The sequence below is a fragment of the Streptomyces sp. NBC_01276 genome (assembly GCF_041435355.1).
Taxonomy (GTDB): domain Bacteria; phylum Actinomycetota; class Actinomycetes; order Streptomycetales; family Streptomycetaceae; genus Streptomyces.
Window position 1 is genome coordinate 7,712,219 of sequence record NZ_CP108442.1, and the last position, 16,474, is coordinate 7,728,692.

Consider the following 16,474-nt stretch of genomic DNA (forward strand, 5'->3'; position numbering starts at 1 on the left):
AATGCTGTGCGGAGACGGAACTTAACAGCGTTAAGGAGAATGTCATGCGCAAGGACGAATGCGACGTGCAGGATGTGCAGGATGTAAAGGACGTACTGGTCATCGGCGCGGGTCCCACCGGCCTCGCCCTCGCCGTGGACCTCGCACGGCGCGGTGTGCGGGCCCTCGTCGTGGAACGGGCCGAGGGCCTCTTCCCCGGTTCGCGCGGCAAGGGCGTCCAGCCCCGTACCCGGGAGGTCTTCGACGATCTGGGCGTGGGGGAGGCCGTCGGCGCGGCCGGCGGTCCGTACCCGGTCGCGGTGATCTGGCAGGACGGCGTGCGCCAGGGCGAGCACCGGATGTTCGACGAGAGCGAGGAGACGGAGGACTCGCCGTACCGCGAGCCCTGGATGGTCCCGCAGTGGCGCACGCAGGAGATCCTCGCCGCCCGCCTCGCGGAACTGGGCGGTGAGGTCGCCTTCGGCCGCGAGCTGGTGGGCATCACCCAGGACGCGCAGGGGGTGACGGCGCAGTTCGCCTCGGGCCCGCCGCTGCGCGCCCGCTACGCCGTCGCCGCCGACGGCGGCCGCTCCACCGTGCGGCGGGCGCTCGGCATCGGCATGGCCGGCGAGACCGTGGACCCGAACCCGGTCCTGGTCGCCGACGTCCGTGTCGACGGCCTCGACCGCGAGAACTGGCACGTCTTCCCGCCCGCCGCCGGCGAAGGCGGGTACCTCGCGCTCTGCCCGCTCGCCGGGACGCGGGACTTCCAGCTCACGGCCCAGTTCCCGGAAGGCGCGGACATCGACCTCTCCCTCGAGGGGATCCGGGCCGTCGTCGCCGCACGCTCGCACCTCGCCCCCGAAGCCGTGACGCAGGTGCGCTGGGCCTCGGACTTCCGGCCGCGCGCCGCACTGGCCGACTCCTTCCGGCAGGGGCGGATCTTCCTGGCCGGGGACGCCGCTCACGTCCACTCGCCCGCGGGCGGCCAGGGGCTCAACACCAGCGTCCAGGACGCGTACAACCTGGGCTGGAAGCTCGGCGCGGTACTGGGCGGACGCGCGCCCGAGTCCCTCCTGGACACCTACGAGGAGGAACGGCGGCCCGTCGCCGCCGAGATGCTCGGCCTGTCCACCCGGATCCACCGGGGAGAGGCCCGGCGCGGTGCGGCCACGCGTCAACTGGGCCTGGGCTACCGGGAGTCCTCCCTCGCGGTGGAGACCCGTACGGACCTGCCCGAGGACGCGGTGCGCGCGGGCGACCGCGCGCCGGACGGCGAAGCGGGCGACGGCGGACGGCTCTTCGACGCGTTCCGGGGCCCGCACTGGACCCTGCTGGCCGTGGGCACCGCGCCGGGGGCCGCCCTGCCGGCGCTGCCCACCGTCCGCACGGTGCGGGCGCCGTCGCAGGCGGCGTACGGGGACGGCCTCTTCCTCGTCCGGCCCGACGGCTACGTCGGCTGGGCGGGCACCACGGCCGCGGGGGCCGCGCGGTACGCGGTCCGGACCGGCCTGTAGGCCGGCCCGGTCCCGCCCCGGGCGCTCTATGCTGAACGGATGATCATCTCCCTGCCGCCCGGCGAGTTCCGCGCCTACCTGTTCGACTGCGACGGCACCATCGCCGACTCCATGCCCCTGCACTACCGGGCCTGGACCCAAGCCCTCGGCGAGTGGAACTGCACGTTCCCGGAGGACCTCTTCTACGCCTGGGGAGGCCGGCCGGTAGCGGACATCATCGCCTCGCTCAACGAGGCCCAAGGGCTGTCCATGCCGGTCGGAGCCGTCGCGGACCGCCGGGAGCACCTCTACCGGGAACTCCTGCCCCAGCTCACGGCCGTCCCGGGAATCCTGGCGCACATCGAGGACTCCCGCGGACGCATACCGACGGCCGTGGTGTCCGGCAGCACCCGCGACTCCGTCACGGCGTCGCTGACCGTCCTCGGCCTCCTCGACTCGTTCGACGTGCTGGTGTGCGCCGGTGACTACACGAGGGCCAAGCCCGACCCCGAGGCGTTCCTCAGGGCGGCCGGTCACCTCGGCGTCCCGCCGGAGCACTGCCTGGTCTTCGAGGACACCGACCTGGGGATCCAGGCCGCCACGGCGGCGGGCATGGCGTCCGTACGCGTCCCACAACCCCGCCTCGGGTGAGCGGCGCGCACCGACGGCCGCGGCGGCCGCGTCGCACTCGTCATCGCCGCCTACGACGCGGGGCTCGTGTCACCGTCCCGACGACCGCGGCCGGCCCGGTCCCGGGGCCCCGGCATGGGGCGCGGGCTGCGGGGTATGCGCGCAGCGACGGGCGTCCGAGGGAGGCGTCATGCCCCACGACACCAGGGCCGGGCGGAACGAGACCGTGGAGGAGCGCGCGGACCGGCAGTGGCAGGACCTCCTCCAGGAGATCCGCGTCGCCCAGACCGGCGTCCAGATCCTCTTCGGCTTCCTGCTCACGGTCGCCTTCACGCCCGTCTTCGCGGGGCTCGCGCCGGCCGAGAAAGCGATCTACATCGTCACCGTGGTCCTGGGCTCGCTGGCGACCGGCGCGCTCATCGGCCCGGTGGCCTTCCACCGCCTCGTCACTGGCCGGCGGATCAAACCCGAGGCGGTCGTGTGGGCCGCGCGCCTGATCTCCACGGGCCTCGTCCTGCTCCTGGCCACCTGCACCTCGGCGCTCCTGCTCGTCCTGCGGGTCGCCACCCACAACGCGCTCGTGCCCTGGATCGTGGGCGGGGTGTTGACCTGGTACCTGCTGTGCTGGTTCGTGCTGCCGCTGTGGGCGCGGATCCGCTACACGTCAGAGCGCTGAGCGCGCCCGCGCGCGGCGGCCGCGTCGGTGACGTCCAGGAACATCTGGTCCAGCTCGGGCCAGCGACCGCGCGCCTCGCACCGGATCCGTACCATCGAGTCCTCGACGGTCTCGCTGTCGTACCCCGGCGTCAGATCGATCCGTGCGGCCAGCAGGACGGAGTCCGGCCCCAACCGCATGGTGAGCATGGCGGTGACGGAGTCGATCTCCGGCTGCCGCACCAGGAACTCGCGCACCTGCCGCTGGACTGCGGGGTCGGCGGCCTCGCCGACCAGCTGTACGCGGGCGGCCCGGCCCAGGGCGTAGGCGACGTAGACGAGCAGGACGCCGATCAGGACGGACGCGCCCGCCTCGTACGCGATGTTCCCGGTCACCAGGTGCAGGGTGATGCCGGCGATGGCCAGGAGGACACCGACGCAGGCGGTTCCGTCCTCGGCCAGCACGGTCCGCAGGGCGGGATCGCGGCCCGCCCGGATCTCGGCCGCCACCCCGCGCCCCCGGGCCCGCGCGGACCGGCGGACCTGGAGCAGCGCCCGGGCGAGGGAGGCCCCTTCGGCGGCGAGGGCGAGGAGCAGCACGAGCAGACCGATGACGTAGCCGTCGTGCGACTCGGAACCTCCCGAGCGGAAGGCCTGGACGCCCTGGAACACCGAGAAGCAGCCGCCCGTGACGAAGATGCCGACGGCGGCGAGCAGGGACCAGAAGAACCGCTCCATGCCGTAGCCGAAGGGATGACGCGCGTCCGCGGGGCGTCTGCTGCGCCGCAGGGAGGCCAGCAGGAAGACCTCGTTGAGGCTGTCCGCGATCGAGTGGGCCGCCTCCGACAGCAGCGCCGGGGAGCCCGAGACGACACCGGCGACGGCCTTGGCCAGGCAGATGACGAGATTGGCGGCGAGGGCGACCCACACGGTGCGGCGCGTCTCGCCGTCCCGGCCGGCCGCGTCCGTGGGCGCGACGGGTTCAGGCGTCCCGGCGGTCCCGGGCGTGCCCGCCGTTGCCGTCCCATCCGCCGGCCCGGCCGCCTCCGTGTCGCGGCCCGCACCGGTTCCCGGCCCTGCCTGCGGCTTGCCGCCGGTTGTCTGCGCCATACAGAGCGGCTGCTCGGTGGCGGCGCCCGCAAACCTGCGGATCCCGTCGAGGCATGCGGTGCGGGGCCGCGGGTAGGCGCCGGGCACGCCGGCGGCGGCCGACGCGTCCGCGTCGCCGTCGCCGTCGGGGGCCACGGAACGGCCCCGCCGACGTTGTCCCTCCGGTCCGAGGAGCGACCATGCCCCGTGGTTCCAGTCCCAAGCGCGAACGCCAGTACGAGCACATCAAGGAGAGCGCGGAGAAGCGCGGCGAGAGCACCGAACGCGCCAAGGAGATCGCCGCCCGCACGGTCAACAAGGAACGGGCACGCGCCGGGGAGTCGAAGACGGCCGGTGAACTGTCGCTCCGGGACATGTCCTCGGCCAAGCGCGGCGGGCAGCACTCCCACAGCGGCGCGCGGGGGCCGACGTACGACCAGCTCTACGCGGAGGCCAAGCGCCGCAACCTGCACGGCCGTTCCACCATGGACAAGGCCGAACTGAAACGCAGGCTCGGCAACTGACCGCCCCTCACCGGCGGAAACCGTTGGCGGTCCGCCCCGGCCGCGGGGATCATGGACGACCACGCGCCACCCCGGGGAGGATCCTGCATGACCCTTGAGCCGTTCGTCCGCCGAGTCCTCGGCGACCGTCCGTTCGCCGAGATCGGAGAACCGGCCCTGGCCCTGGTCGACGAGACCTCGCGGCTGGTCGCCGTCGGCGGGGACGTGGGCTCCGTCCAGTGGAGCGGCGGCGCGACCGCGGACTTCGGCTGGACGGGGCACAGGGTCGGGGTCTACGAGCGGGACGGCCTGAGGTGCCGGCACCTCGCCCGGTCCCGCTACCCCGTGCGCTCGCTCGCCTTCCACCCCGTCCTCCCCCTCCTGGCCGTCGGAACGGGACGTTACGACGGCGGCTACTCCTTCGAGGGCGAACTGCTGCTCCTCGACACCGACACCGGCGACGTGGTGTCCGCCCTGTGCGACAGGCGGGAAGTGCTCGGCGTGAAGTGGCTGAGCGGGACGGCGCTGCGCCTGGTGGTGGCACCCCACGACGACTGGGAGAACCCCCTCGCGCACGAGCAGGGGCACGTGGCCGTGGTCGACCGCGCCGACTGGGGCGCGGTGGGGAAGGGATCGATCGACTCCGAGGAGCTGGACGCCCCCGCGGAGCCGGCCGCCCGGACCGATCGCGGCGCGGAGGCCCGGGGGCTCCTGACGGACCTCGCGGCGGCGACCGGCCGGACCTGGTCCGTACGCCGCCGGGTGTGGGCCGTCGAAGCCCTGGAGGACGGCCGCGCGCTGGCGGCCCTGGACGGGGTCCGCGCGGAGTCGTGGCTTGCGTCGGGGGAACGGCAATGGACGGTCGAGGACGAGGCGGGCGGGCGCCAGCTCCTCCCGGACTCCGACGGCACCTCCCTGTGGACCAACGTGGAACGCGGCCACCTGCGCGCGGGACGCGGGCAGCAGCCGTCCCCGGGGACCGCCCGGATCACCCGCATCGCCCTGGACACGGGCCAGGTACTGGAATCGGTGCTCCCTGACGCGCCCGCGGTGCTGCTCGCGGGGGGCTCCCGGATGGTCCTGCGGACGGTGGACGGGCCCCGCGAGCCCCCCGCACGGCTGGTGATGCTGGATCGGGCCGGTCCGGTGGACGGGCCGGAGGCCGGCGGGTTCGACGTGTTCAACCATCCGTTCCCGGTCCGTCGCGCGAGCGGCACGTACGCCCTGGTGGGAACGGACCCGGACGAACCGCACCGGGACAAGTGGGTCGTGGCGGTGAGCGCCGACGGAACACCGCGCCGGCTCTTCCCGCACTCCTGGGAGCCGCGGGAACACCACTTCGGCGGCCCGGCGGCCGAGATCGGACCGTCGCTGGTGTACGCGGGGCAGGTCCACGACGGCCGCGGTCCGCAACCCGGAGGGGCCTACGTCGTACGGCGGACGCTGAACGGAGACGTGCGGTGGCAGTACCGCACCGACAGCCCCGCGACCGCGCTCGACACCGACGGGGAGACGGTCTACGTGGCCTACAACTCCGGCACCCTGGTGGCACTGGACGCCGAGGACGGCTCCGTGCGGTGGCGCCGGGAGCTGGAGGTCGACGGTGTGCCCACCGTGGCCCTGTCCCTCGTCGTGGCACCGCGGGGCCACCTGCTCGTCGGGACCGTCGACGGCCGCCTCCTGGAGTGCGCCGGTTCCCCCGCGGGACGGCAGGGCGCGTCGTGAGCGCCGTCGGCGGGCCGTACGAGCCCGGACCGGGTCCGGGTCCGGCCGCGCCCCCCTTCGACCCGGAACTGGGCAGCGCCCTCGCCGCGTTGGGGGACGCCGTGCGGGAGCCGTTCACCCCCGGGAACCTGGTGGCCCGGCAGGAACGCGACGCCGCCGTCCGGCCCAGGCCGTCGCTGCGGGACCTGCGGGCCGACGGCCGCTTCGAGGTGGACGAACTGCGCGTGCCGGGAGCGGCGGGCGAGCCCGACGTGACGCTCCTGAGCGCCCGGCCGGCCGGGACCGCGGGCCCCCTGCCCCTGCTGTACTACATGCACGGCGGCGGCATGATCATGGGCAACGCGTGGTCCGTGCTCCCGCAACTGCTGCGCGCGTGGGCCCTCCCGCTGGGGCTGGCCGTCATCTCGGTCGAGTACCGGCTCGCGCCGCGGGCGCGCTACCCCGCACCGCTGGAGGACTGCTACGCCGGGCTCGTCTGGGCGGCCGCGCACGCCGCCGGGCTGGGCATCGACGCCGACCGCATCGTGATCGGGGGGAAGAGCGCCGGGGGCGGACTCGCCGCGGCGCTCGCCCTCCTCACCCGGGACCGGGGCGGACCCGCCCCGATCGGGCAACTGCTCCTGTGCCCCATGCTCGACGACCGCGACCGGACCTTCTCCGGCCACCAGATGGACGGCGTCGACACCTGGGACCGCACCTCCAACACGACCGCCTGGCAGGCGCTGCTGGGCGACCGGCAGGGGGCCGCCGACCTGCCGCCCTACGCCGCTCCCGGCCGGGCCACGGACCTCTCCGGGCTGCCGCCGGCCTATGTCGAGGTCGGCTCGGCCGAGACCTTCAGGGACGAGGACGTGGCCTACGCCAACGCGATCTGGCAGGCCGGCGGCGAGGCCGAACTGCACGTGTGGCCGGGGGCCTTCCACGGCTTCGACACCCTCGCACCCCGGGCGGCCCTCAGCCGCGACGCCCGCGAGGCCAGGACCCGCTGGCTGCGCCGCACCCTCGCGCGGCACGCACCGGCGTCCGAAGGGCCGTAGACCACCGAGGGGTCGCCGGGCCCGCACGCCGCAGGGGCGGCCGACGTGGTGGTCGGCCGCCCCCGCGGTGGTGCCGGCGTGTCAGTGGGCGCCGAGGTGGGCGAAGTCGGCCCACTCCTTCTCGCCCTCCTTGGCGCAGGAGGCGGTGTAGACGGGGCCGAATGCGGCCGGGATGGCGGCGGCCGACGAGCAGTTGGACGCGAACGCGGCGTGGCCGCCGGAGAACTGCTCCAGGTCGACGCCGTCGTTCGCCAGGGCGGCGCCGGCCCCGCCCAGCAGGATGCCGGCGGCCAGGACAGAGGCGGTCAGGGCAGAGCGCATACGCATGACTACTCCTACAAGATCACTGGAAGACGTGCCGATGAGGTGGCGCGTCGGCCGGTTCAACATCGTCGGAGGGGCACGGGATACGGCATGTCACTCCAATGCAGGGCATCCGGAGCACCGCCGCCGGCGCTCGAAGGTCACTGCGCCGCCGTCGCGGCCGGAATGTCGATCCGGGCGGCCCTGCGGGCCGGCCAGAGCGAGGCGAGCAGCGCGCCCGCCAGCGCGATGAGCACGCCGACGGCGAGGCGCCCCCAGGGGAGGACCAGCGTGTAGCCCGCCACGCTCTCCTGGAGCGTGCGCCCGAGCGCCCACCCCAGGAAGACGCCCAGGGCCGTGCCGAGCGTCGCGCCGAGTCCGCCGAGGAGCAGGGCTTCCAGGCGGATCATGCGGCTCACCCCGGAGCGGTCCACGCCGAGGGCGCGCAGCGTGCCGATCTCCTTGTGACGTTCGAGGACGGACATCGCGAGGGTGTTCGCGATGCCCAGCGCGGCGATCGCCAGGGCCATGCTCAGCAGCGCGTAGAACACGTTGAGCTGGTCGCCGATGTCCCCGCTGTCCTGGGCGCGGATGCCGTCACGGTCGAGGACGGCCAGGGCGGGGTTGTCGCCGAGGGCGCGGGTGACCTCGCCCAGTGACGCCCGGCCCGCTCCGCCGGGCGTGGCGACGAGGACGCCGGCGGTGCTCGGGGCGGAGTCGTACCGGCCCACGAGGGAGTCGGGTGCGGTGATGCTGGGCAGCAGGTTGCTCTGCTCGTCCGCCCGGTACACGGCGCCGATGGTGACGCTGCCGCGCCGGCCGTCCCGCTCCAGGGGGAGGGTCTGGCCGACGTGCCAGCCGGCCGGACCGGCCTTGAAGTCGGCCACGGCGATCCGGCCCTCGGCGAGCGAGTCCAGGGAACCCTCGACCACGTCGTACCGCAGGAGCCCGCCGATGGTGGCCGGGTCCACGCCCGTCAGGACGGAGGAGACACCGCCCAGACGGTAGTCGGTGGACTGGTCGAGCTGGCTGAACCGGGCGCCCGGGAGCTTCTTGAGGGGCGCCGCGGTCTCCGGGGTCATCCGCATGCCGCCCTCGGCGGGCTTCACCAGGTAGTCGGCGGTGAAGTCGTGGGTGGTCGCGCGGTCGAGGTACCGGGTGGCGGAGGCGCCGAGGACGGACAGGCCCGAGGCGAGGGTGAGCGCGATGGCGAGCGCCGCCGCCGTGGCACCCGTACGCCGGGGGTCGCGCACGGTGTTGCGGGCCGCGAGGGTGCCGTGCACCGGGTGGAGGCGGGTCAGCAGAGGCAGTACGAGGGCCACGAACGGCCGGGCCAGCAAGGGGATCAGGCCGATCGCGCCGGTCAGTGCGAGGGCCGCGCCGACGCCGATGACGGTCCGGGCGTCCCGCCCCGGGTCGAGGGCACCGCAGACGGCGGCGCCGACACCGCTGAGCAGCAGCGCGGCGCAGAGGCCGGTGCGCAGGGAGCCGGTCCGCGCCGGCTCTGCGGGCTCGGCCGCACCGAGCGCCGCGACGGGCGGGATCGCCATCGCCCGGCGGATCGGGAGCCACGCGGCGGCCATGGGCAGGAGGGTTCCGACCAGCAGGGACGTGAGCACGGTGCCCGGGGTGAGGACCAGCGGGGCGGCCGGGGCGTCATCGGCGGCGAAGACCGTCTGCAGCAAGGCCGCGACCCCGGTCCCGACGGCGAGGCCGGCCGCCGAGGCGAGCGCGCCGACGACGAGCGACTCGGTCAGCAGCACGCGGCGCACCTGGCGGCGCGAGGCGCCGACGGCCCGCATCAGGGCCAGCTCCCTGGTGCGCCGGGAGACCAGCATGGTGAAGGTGTTGGAGATGAGGAAGGTGGCGACGAACAGGGCGACGGCGGCGAAACCCACCAGGATCTGGCTCATGGTGTCGCTGTCGTTGCCGGCGAGGTTCGCCTGGATCGCGGCGAGCCGGGCGCCGGTGGCCGCGCCGGTGCCCGGGGGCAGCGCCGACTCGACCCGCCCGGCGAGTTCCCCCGCGTCGGTGCCGGGCGCCGCCGTGACCTCGGCGTTCCGGTAGCGGCCGGGCTGCAGGAAGAGCCGCTGCGCGGTGGCGTCGGTGAACAGCGTCAGGCTGCCCCCGGCGGGAAGGGTGGTCCCGTCGGTGCGGAAGGTCCCGCTGAGCGTGTACGAGGAGGCGCCCTGGTTCGTGCCGACGCGCACGGTGTCCCCGACGCGGTAGCCGCCCTTCGCGGCCGTGGTCTCGTCGAGGGCGATCCCGTCGTCGCGGGTCGGGCCGGAACCCCGGGTGAACCGGTAGGCCGGGTCCTTGCCGTCGGCGCCGGGCGCGAAGTTGCCGCCCTTGTGGGAGGGGCCGTGGCCGAGGAGGCGCCCGTCGCGGTCGGCGACGGCGGCGAAGCCGTCGACCCGTCCCGTGACGGAGGCGACGCCCGCGACCTTGGCCAGCGCGGCCACGGTGGCGGCGTCGACTCCGGGCGGACCACCGCCGCTCGCGGCGCCGCCGGCGGCACGGGAGTCGTCGGGGAAGACGCTGACGGCGATGCGCGCGTAGCCGTCGGTCGCACGGGCGGTGGCGGCGCGGTTCATGCTGTCGCCGTAGACCAGGCTGCCGGAGATGAAGGTGACGCCGAGCATGACCGCGAACGCGGTCATCAGCAGGCGGGCCTTGTGCGCGGACACGTTGCGCAAGGCGGTACGGAACATGGGTGCGGATCCTGGGGGGCGGGCTCGGCGGACGCGAGCGGGCGGCTGGTGCGGAGCAAGCGGGGGAGGAGGCCGGGTCAGCCGGTGTGCGTACGGGTGTCGAAGGCCTTCATCCGGTCCAGGACGCGCTCGGGGGAGGGACGGGCCATCTCGTCGACGAGGCGGCCGTCGGAGAGGAAGACGACGCGGTCGGCGTACCCGGCGGCGACCGGGTCGTGGGTGACCATGACCACCGTCTGGCCCAGCTCCCGCACCGAATCGCGCAGGAAGCCGAGGACCTCCGCCCCGGCCCGGGAGTCGAGGTTCCCGGTGGGCTCGTCACCGAAGACGATGGCGGGGCGCGAGACCAGCGCCCGGGCCACGGCGACGCGTTGCTGCTGGCCGCCGGACAGCTGCCCGGGGCGGTGGCCCAGGCGCTCGGAGAGGCCGACCATCGACACCACGCGGTCCAGCCACTGCCGGTCGGGCCGCCGCCCGGCGACGGTCAGCGGCAGCGTGATGTTCTCCAGCGCGGTCAGGGTCGGCAGCAGGTTGAACGCCTGGAAGATGAATCCGACGCGGTCGCGCCGCAGCCGTGTGAGCTGCCCGTCGTCCAGGTTCCCCAGTTCTGTCGTGCCGATGCGGACGGAGCCGGAGCTGAAGGAGTCGAGCCCGGCCGCGCAGTGCATCAGCGTGGACTTGCCGCAGCCGGACGGACCCATGATCGCGGTGAACTCGCCCTCCCGGAAGGAGACGCTGACGCGGTCCAGGGCGACGACGCGGGTGTCGCCGCTGCCGTAGACCTTCGACAGGTCGGTGGCGGCGGCCGCGACGGCGGCGCCGGTCGTCGGGCGCGGGGCGAGCGGGGCGGACGGGGCGGACGGGGCGGACGGGATACGGGGGACGGCGGTCACGGGGACTCCTCTTCGGGTGCGCTGCGGTGCGCTTCGAAGGGTGTCCGGCGAACGTATCGGCGCCCGGGCGGCCGTGTACGGGCCGCCGCTCCGCTGTGTATCGATCGTGTAGCGGCCCCGGCGGGGCGGGCGCCCGGGCGGGACGGGTGGCGGGGCGGCGGGCCGTCGGAGCCGGCCGGATGTCAGGACGGCAGCAGCAACGTGGCGACGGCGCCGCCGTCCGGGGCGTTCTCCAGCCGCAGCTCGGCACCCAGGAGCCGGGCCTGGCCCAGGGCGATCGTCAGGCCCAGGCCGTGCCCGGAGCCGCGCTCGGCCGCACCCGTGTGGAAGCGGCGGGGGCCGCCCAGGAGGAGGTCCCGGGGGAAGCCGGGGCCGTGGTCGCGCACGACGACGGTACGCCCCTCGACCGTGACCTCGACCGGGGCGGCGCCATGCCGGTGGGCGTTGATGACGAGGTTGCCCACGATCCGTTCGAGGCGGCGCGGATCGGTCTCCACCGTCTCCACGGTCTCCGTCGTTCCCGCCGTACGGGCCGCCGCCCCGGGGCCGGTGACGGTGACCCGGGTGTCGAGGCCGGTGCGTGCCACGGCCTCCGCGACGACCGCCGCGAGCGGCACGTGGGCGCGCACCGGTTGTTCGGCGCCGGCGTCCAGCCGGGAGATCTCCAGCAGGTCCTCGACCAGCCCGCGCAGGTCGCGGACCCGGGCCCGCAGCAGATCCTCCGTCTCGCCGGGCGGTAGCAGGTCGACGGCCGCCAACAGGCCGCCGACCGGGGTGCGCAGTTCGTGGGCCACGTCCGCGGTGAACTGGCGCTCGGTGCGCAGGCGCCGGCTGAGGCTGTCGGCCATGAGGTCGACGGTGGCGGCGATGTCGGCCACCTCGTCACGGCCCCTGGTGGGCCCCGTCCGGGCGTCGAGGTCACCGGCGGAGATACGCCCCGCCGTCTCGGAGACCCGCCGCAGCCGGCGGGCGAGCAGCCCGGCTCCGTAGAACGCCACGGGCGTGGCGGCCACGAGGGCGGCCAGGGAGGCCACCGCCATCGTCACATCGAGGCGTTGCAGGTCGTGGAGTTCCGGGCCCATGTTCACCTGGACGGCCAGCACCCGGCCGTCTGGGCCGTCGGTCCGCACGGCGGCCCAGACGCTCGGGCCCAGATTGCCGTCGACGTGCCCGTCGTACGCCGTGTGCCGGGTGGTGTCGGTGAGGCGGCGCAGGGAGGAGGGAAGCCCGTCCGGGTCGAGGGCGGCGCCGTTCGTGAGGGTTCCGGTGCGCCGGTGGACGTCCATGGCGGCGTAGAGCGAGTTGAGGGCCTGCGCTTCGGCCCGGCCGCGGATGTCCCGCGCGGTCCACACGTGCACGATCGCGCCCACCGCGGCGACGACCAGACAGGCGGTGGCCGCGGCCAGCGCGGCGATCTTCCAGCGCAGGGGTACCCGGTCCGGCCGTCGCCGGGGAATCGGTCGCACCCCTCTCAGCGCCTGAACTTGTAGCCGAAGCCGCGCACGGTCTCGATGCGGTCCCGGCCCACCTTGCCCCGCAGGCGCTGCACGCAGAGGTCCACGACGCGGCTGTCGCCGTCCCAGCCGTAGTCCCAGACCTCGCGCAGGAGGGTGTGCCGGTCCAGCACGATGCCCGGATGGGCGGCGAACTCCAGCAGCAGTTTCAGTTCGGTCGGGGTGAGCGCCACCGGGCTGCCGGAGAGGGAGACCTCCAGGCCGCCGGTGTCGATGGTCAGGTCCCCGAAGACGAGCGACCGTCCGTCGGAGGCCGGTGCCCCGGTGTCCGGGCCCGGCGCGGGCAGGGGTGCGGGCTGCGGCGAGGGCGCGTAGGTCGCCCGCCGCAGGAGCGAACGGATGCGCGCCACGAGCACGTAGGTGTCCACGGGCTTGACCACGTAGTCGTCCGCACCGGCCTCCAGACCGGCGACCACGTCCAGCCCGTCACCGCGGGCGGACATCATCAGGACCGGCACCAGGCTGGTCTCCCGGACCCTGCGGCAGAGCCCGATCCCGTCGAGACCGGGCAGCATCACGTCCAGGATCAGCAGGTCGAAGTCCTCGTCGCGCAAGAGCTCCAGGGCGGTCAGCCCGTCGGCGGCGGTCCGCATGCGGTAGCCGTAGCGCTCCAGGGCGACGGCGAACGACCGGCGCATGAGCTCGTCGTCCTCCACCAGCAGCACGCGCACGGGAGGTGCGGGGGCCGGAGCGGGGGTGGACACGGACACGGGCTGACGGCTCCTGTCGGGACGGATGCGGTCGGCGACCGGGAGGGGGCGACCTGAAGGGAACGATAGGGCAGACGGCGGACGTGGTCCGCGCATCGCACGGCGGAGACCCGGTTCGATGGACGACCAAGCGTTTCCCGATACACGCCCGATACAAAACCGGTCCAGGGGCGGGCGCGGGCCCTTTGCCGGACCTCCTTACCATTTCGCTCAAGGATGACATTCACGCACTCGCGGTCCGGAACGAGGCGCGCGCCCCCGCGTAGCCCGGGAGCCCGGCTCCCCCCGCCGCCCCGCCGGTCACTCACTTCTGCGCGGGCTCCTGGCAGGCGGCCGAGACGGCCGCCATCCAGGAGCGGGCGGCGTCCCGCTGATCGGCGGTCAGCCCCTCCTCCAGTTCGGCCTCGCGTCGCACGACGGCCGGGAGCGCCTCCTCGTAGCGCCGGCCGCCGAGGGGGGTCAGGTGCACCTGGTGCGTCCTGCGGTCGGTCGGGTGGGGGGAGCGGGTGATGAGGCCGTCGCGTTCCAGTGCCGCGAGCATCTCGTTGGCGGCCTGCCGGGTGCTGCCGACCGAGCGGGCCAGCTGGGCCACCGACATGCCGGGGGACGCCCCGACCATCATCAGCGTGGCGAACTGCGGCACCGTGAGCCCGAACTCCTCCAGCGTGGTGCCGATGGCGGCGCGCATGTTGAGCCAGGTGAGCCGCACCGCGAAGCTCACCACCCGATCGTGACCGTGCTCGCCCATGAGGCGGCCTCCCCAATCTGATTGACAGGAACTTGACGAGTTGCCACGATGGGCGAACCGTCAGGAACTTGACGAGTCTACGTTGCGGCCGCGCCGAAACCCTCCTGAGCCGAAGGCAGTCACGCATGTCCTCCGCCACACCGCCGATGCCCTTACGCCCGTCCGCGCCACCACCGGCCCGCCGCCGGCTCATCCTCGGCGTCCTCGTCTTCGCCCAACTCCTCATATGGCTCGACGGCACCATCCTCACCACCGCCTTCGAGACCCTGTCCGACCCCGTCCTCGGCTTGGGGGCCACCCCCGGCCAGCTCCAGTGGGCCACCGGCGCCTACACCCTGGCCTTCGCCGGCCTGATGTTCTCCGGGGGTGCGCTCGGTGACCGGTTCGGCCACCGCAACACCCTGCTGGCGGGGATGGCCCTGTTCGGCCTCGCCTCGGCCTTCGCCGCCTGTGCCACGACCCCCGGCCAGCTCGTCGCCTGGCGCGCGGTGATGGGTGCCGGAGCCGCACTCCTCGTACCGGCCACCATGGCGGTGGTCGGCTGGACCTTCGAGCCCGCACAGCGGCCGGCGGCCTTCGCCGCGCTGTCGTCCTTCGCCGGTGTCGGGATCGCCGCCGGGCCGATCCTGGCCGGCGTGCTGCTCTCCGCGTTCTGGTGGGGTTCGGTGTTCCTCGTCAACGTGCCCGTGGCCCTCCTCGGCCTCGGCTTCATCGCCCGTTACGTGCCCAACTCCCGCAGCCCCGAAGTCCGTCGGCTCGACCCGGCCGGGCTGGTCCTGTCGACGGGCGGCCTCGGCCTCCTCGCGTACGGCCTGATCCGCGCCGGCCAGGACGCCTCCTTCGGCCGGCCGGCCGTCTGGGGGAGTGCCGCCGCGGGCATCGCGCTGATCGCGGCCTTCGTCGCCGTGGAGCTGCGGATGGCGCATCCCAGTTTCGACCCCCGGCTGCTGGCCCAGCGCCGTTTCGCCACCGGGAACGTCACCCTCATGATGGTCTTCCTGGCCCTGACGGCCGGATCCTTCTACCTCGCCTTCTACCTCCAGGGCGCCCGCGGGTACTCGGCGTTGCAGGCCTCGCTCCTCGGCCTCCCGGGAGCGCTCGGAGTGGTCGTCGGCTCGCCGGTCGGCGTCCGGCTCGCCGGCCGGACCTCCGTCCGGCTCGTCTCCTCGGTCTCGCTGGCCGTCGCGGCGCTGGCGATGGGTTCCGTGTCCCTGTTCGACGCGACCACACCGATCGCCTGGTACTCGGCGGTCATGCTCGTCCAGGGCACCGCGATCGGCATGGTCATCGCCCCCGTCACGGGCGCGGTCCTGGGCTCCCTGCCGCTGGAGCGCTCCGGCGCCGGCAGTGCGGTCAACAGCACCCTGCGCCAGACGGGGAGCGTGCTGGGCATCGCGGCCGGCGGCACGATCACCTCGATCGTCTACCGGCGCACCATCGACGGTTCGCTGACCGGCCTCCCGGATCCGGTACGGCAGCAGGCGCGCGTCTCGGCCGAGCTCGCCCGGCACCTGGCCGCCGCCACGCACGACACCCGGCTCGCCGCGGTGGCCGACGGCGCCTTCCTCCACGCCATGCACGTCGGCGCGCTCTGGACGGCGGGATTCGCGCTCACCGGCGCGGCGGCCCTCGCTCTCGGCTTCCGGTCCGGCCGTCGTGGCGGGGGGCCGGTGAAGGGCAAGGGCGGGGGAGCGCGGTCGACGCCCGCCCCCGCCCCCGCCCCGGCCCCAGCTCCCTGACCGCCGCGGGCCGGTGGACGAAAACGGAGGCGGCGTGCCGCGGCCGGGTGGCCGCGGCACGCCGCAGGGGGAACGGCCGGCGGCTCGGCACCCCCGTGGGGCGGCCGCCGGTCCGGGTCAGCTGTGGCGGCCGCCGCGGCCCCACGACTGGCTGTCCAGCACGTTCCCGCGGTTGTCGCGCAGGGTGGCGGTGTCGCGCTTGTCCCAGATCTGCTGGCGGCGGCCCTGGTAGAGGTCGCGGTGGGTGTTGCGGCCCTGGCCGGTGTGGACCTTGACGCTGGAGCGGCCGTCCAGGCGGAAGTCGCTGAAGCGGTAGCGGTTGCCCTCGCGGTCGGTCAGCGTGAAGCCGCGCAGGTTGACGCTCTGGCGGCCCGTGTTCTTGACCTCGACCCACTCCCCGTTCAGGGCGCGGTTGGAGCGGTCGTCGCGGTTGGGGCTGTCGTACTGGACGCCGCCGATGACGACCGCGGAGCGCTGGCCCTTGTGGTCGCGTCCGTGGTCGGCGGCGACGGCCGGCAGGGCCGCCGCGCCGATGAGGGCGCCCGCGGCCACGAGGGAGGCGACCACGCGGCGGGTGGCGAGAGAAGCAGACATGGAGATGACCCCTTCAACAGACAGCCCGGTCCGGTCTCCTGAAAGCCGGACGGGCTCCGAACGGTTCCCGGCGTCCTGCCGAGGAGCCACACTCTGGCGCCCCCGGCTCGTCAAAAGGTGGATCATTCGGCGCGTGTTGCCAAATGCGG

General features: G+C 74.4%; 15 protein-coding genes. 7 read left to right on the forward strand and 8 right to left on the reverse strand.

Annotated features, from left to right (window positions below):
- Positions 1-44: 44 nt before the first annotated feature.
- The 3 genes from OG295_RS34605 (at position 45) to OG295_RS34615 (ending at position 2,781) form a co-directional block, all read left to right on the forward strand.
- On the forward strand, positions 45-1,496 hold the full coding sequence (locus tag OG295_RS34605) for an FAD-dependent oxidoreductase (RefSeq protein ID WP_371680595.1): 1,452 nt from the start codon (positions 45-47) through the stop codon (positions 1,494-1,496).
- 39 nt (positions 1,497-1,535) lie between these two features.
- Positions 1,536-2,126, forward strand: coding sequence for an HAD family hydrolase (locus tag OG295_RS34610; RefSeq protein ID WP_371680596.1), 591 nt, complete (start codon positions 1,536-1,538; stop codon positions 2,124-2,126).
- A gap of 169 nt (positions 2,127-2,295) precedes the next feature.
- Complete coding sequence (locus OG295_RS34615) at positions 2,296-2,781, forward strand: DUF6328 family protein (protein WP_371680597.1); 486 nt, start codon at positions 2,296-2,298, stop codon at positions 2,779-2,781.
- On the opposite strand, the gene OG295_RS34620 is transcribed toward OG295_RS34615, so the two are convergent.
- Positions 2,763-3,869: a cation diffusion facilitator family transporter gene (locus OG295_RS34620; RefSeq protein WP_371681396.1), complete on the reverse strand. Its 1,107-nt coding sequence runs from the start codon at positions 3,867-3,869 to the stop codon at positions 2,763-2,765. The two genes, OG295_RS34615 and OG295_RS34620, sit on opposite strands and share 19 nt — an antisense overlap.
- Positions 3,870-4,048: 179 nt before the next feature.
- Between OG295_RS34620 and OG295_RS34625 the strand changes: the two genes are divergently transcribed.
- From OG295_RS34625 to OG295_RS34635, 3 genes are all read left to right on the forward strand, one after another.
- Entirely contained in the window at positions 4,049-4,372 is a 324-nt protein-coding gene (locus tag OG295_RS34625) for a plasmid stabilization protein (protein WP_371680598.1), read from the forward strand.
- 87 nt (positions 4,373-4,459) lie between these two features.
- Positions 4,460-6,076: a PQQ-binding-like beta-propeller repeat protein gene (locus OG295_RS34630; protein WP_371680599.1), complete on the forward strand. Its 1,617-nt coding sequence runs from the start codon at positions 4,460-4,462 to the stop codon at positions 6,074-6,076.
- On the forward strand, positions 6,073-7,113 hold the full coding sequence (locus OG295_RS34635; RefSeq protein WP_371680600.1) for an alpha/beta hydrolase: 1,041 nt from the start codon (positions 6,073-6,075) through the stop codon (positions 7,111-7,113). The genes OG295_RS34630 and OG295_RS34635 overlap by 4 nt, the downstream gene beginning before the upstream one ends.
- Before the next feature lie 81 nt (positions 7,114-7,194).
- Here the strand turns inward: OG295_RS34635 and OG295_RS34640 are convergent, their stop codons facing one another.
- The 6 genes from OG295_RS34640 to OG295_RS34665 all read right to left on the reverse strand — a co-directional run bounded on the left by OG295_RS34640 (position 7,195) and on the right by OG295_RS34665 (position 13,992).
- Entirely contained in the window at positions 7,195-7,440 is a 246-nt protein-coding gene (locus OG295_RS34640; protein WP_371680601.1) for a hypothetical protein, read from the reverse strand.
- Positions 7,441-7,577: 137 nt separating this feature from the next.
- A complete protein-coding gene (locus tag OG295_RS34645; RefSeq protein WP_371680602.1) occupies positions 7,578-10,127 on the reverse strand; it encodes an FtsX-like permease family protein in 2,550 nt (849 codons plus the stop codon).
- A 77-nt stretch (positions 10,128-10,204) separates the two neighbouring features.
- Positions 10,205-11,002: an ABC transporter ATP-binding protein gene (locus OG295_RS34650; protein WP_371681397.1), complete on the reverse strand. Its 798-nt coding sequence runs from the start codon at positions 11,000-11,002 to the stop codon at positions 10,205-10,207.
- A gap of 200 nt (positions 11,003-11,202) precedes the next feature.
- A complete protein-coding gene (locus OG295_RS34655) occupies positions 11,203-12,486 on the reverse strand; it encodes an ATP-binding protein (protein WP_371680603.1) in 1,284 nt (427 codons plus the stop codon).
- A gap of 5 nt (positions 12,487-12,491) precedes the next feature.
- A complete protein-coding gene (cseB, locus tag OG295_RS34660; protein ID WP_371680604.1) occupies positions 12,492-13,244 on the reverse strand; it encodes a two-component system response regulator CseB in 753 nt (250 codons plus the stop codon).
- 304 nt (positions 13,245-13,548) lie between these two features.
- A complete protein-coding gene (locus OG295_RS34665) occupies positions 13,549-13,992 on the reverse strand; it encodes a MarR family winged helix-turn-helix transcriptional regulator (RefSeq protein ID WP_371680605.1) in 444 nt (147 codons plus the stop codon).
- 125 nt (positions 13,993-14,117) lie between these two features.
- Here OG295_RS34665 and OG295_RS34670 point away from each other — a divergent pair, with 125 nt between their 5' ends.
- Entirely contained in the window at positions 14,118-15,731 is a 1,614-nt protein-coding gene (locus OG295_RS34670) for an MFS transporter (protein WP_371680606.1), read from the forward strand.
- 117 nt (positions 15,732-15,848) lie between these two features.
- Here OG295_RS34670 and OG295_RS34675 read toward each other — a convergent pair whose 3' ends face one another.
- Positions 15,849-16,325, reverse strand: a complete 477-nt coding sequence (locus OG295_RS34675) for a lamin tail domain-containing protein (protein ID WP_371680607.1) — start codon at positions 16,323-16,325, stop codon at positions 15,849-15,851.
- Positions 16,326-16,474: the final 149 nt, after the last annotated feature.

Bases quoted from the DNA above. Each gene is read 5' to 3' on its own strand.
- OG295_RS34605 (WP_371680595.1), top strand. From the start codon at position 45: ATGCGCAAGGACGAATGCGACGTGCAGGATGTGCAGGATGTAAAGGAC.
- OG295_RS34610 (WP_371680596.1), top strand. From the start codon at position 1,536: ATGATCATCTCCCTGCCGCCCGGCGAGTTCCGCGCCTACCTGTTCGAC.
- OG295_RS34615 (WP_371680597.1), top strand. From the start codon at position 2,296: ATGCCCCACGACACCAGGGCCGGGCGGAACGAGACCGTGGAGGAGCGC.
- OG295_RS34620 (WP_371681396.1), bottom strand. From the start codon at position 3,869: ATGGCGCAGACAACCGGCGGCAAGCCGCAGGCAGGGCCGGGAACCGGT.
- OG295_RS34625 (WP_371680598.1), top strand. From the start codon at position 4,049: ATGCCCCGTGGTTCCAGTCCCAAGCGCGAACGCCAGTACGAGCACATC.
- OG295_RS34630 (WP_371680599.1), top strand. From the start codon at position 4,460: ATGACCCTTGAGCCGTTCGTCCGCCGAGTCCTCGGCGACCGTCCGTTC.
- OG295_RS34640 (WP_371680601.1), bottom strand. From the start codon at position 7,440: ATGCGTATGCGCTCTGCCCTGACCGCCTCTGTCCTGGCCGCCGGCATC.
- OG295_RS34645 (WP_371680602.1), bottom strand. From the start codon at position 10,127: ATGTTCCGTACCGCCTTGCGCAACGTGTCCGCGCACAAGGCCCGCCTG.
- OG295_RS34665 (WP_371680605.1), bottom strand. From the start codon at position 13,992: ATGGGCGAGCACGGTCACGATCGGGTGGTGAGCTTCGCGGTGCGGCTC.
- OG295_RS34670 (WP_371680606.1), top strand. From the start codon at position 14,118: ATGTCCTCCGCCACACCGCCGATGCCCTTACGCCCGTCCGCGCCACCA.
- OG295_RS34675 (WP_371680607.1), bottom strand. From the start codon at position 16,325: ATGTCTGCTTCTCTCGCCACCCGCCGCGTGGTCGCCTCCCTCGTGGCC.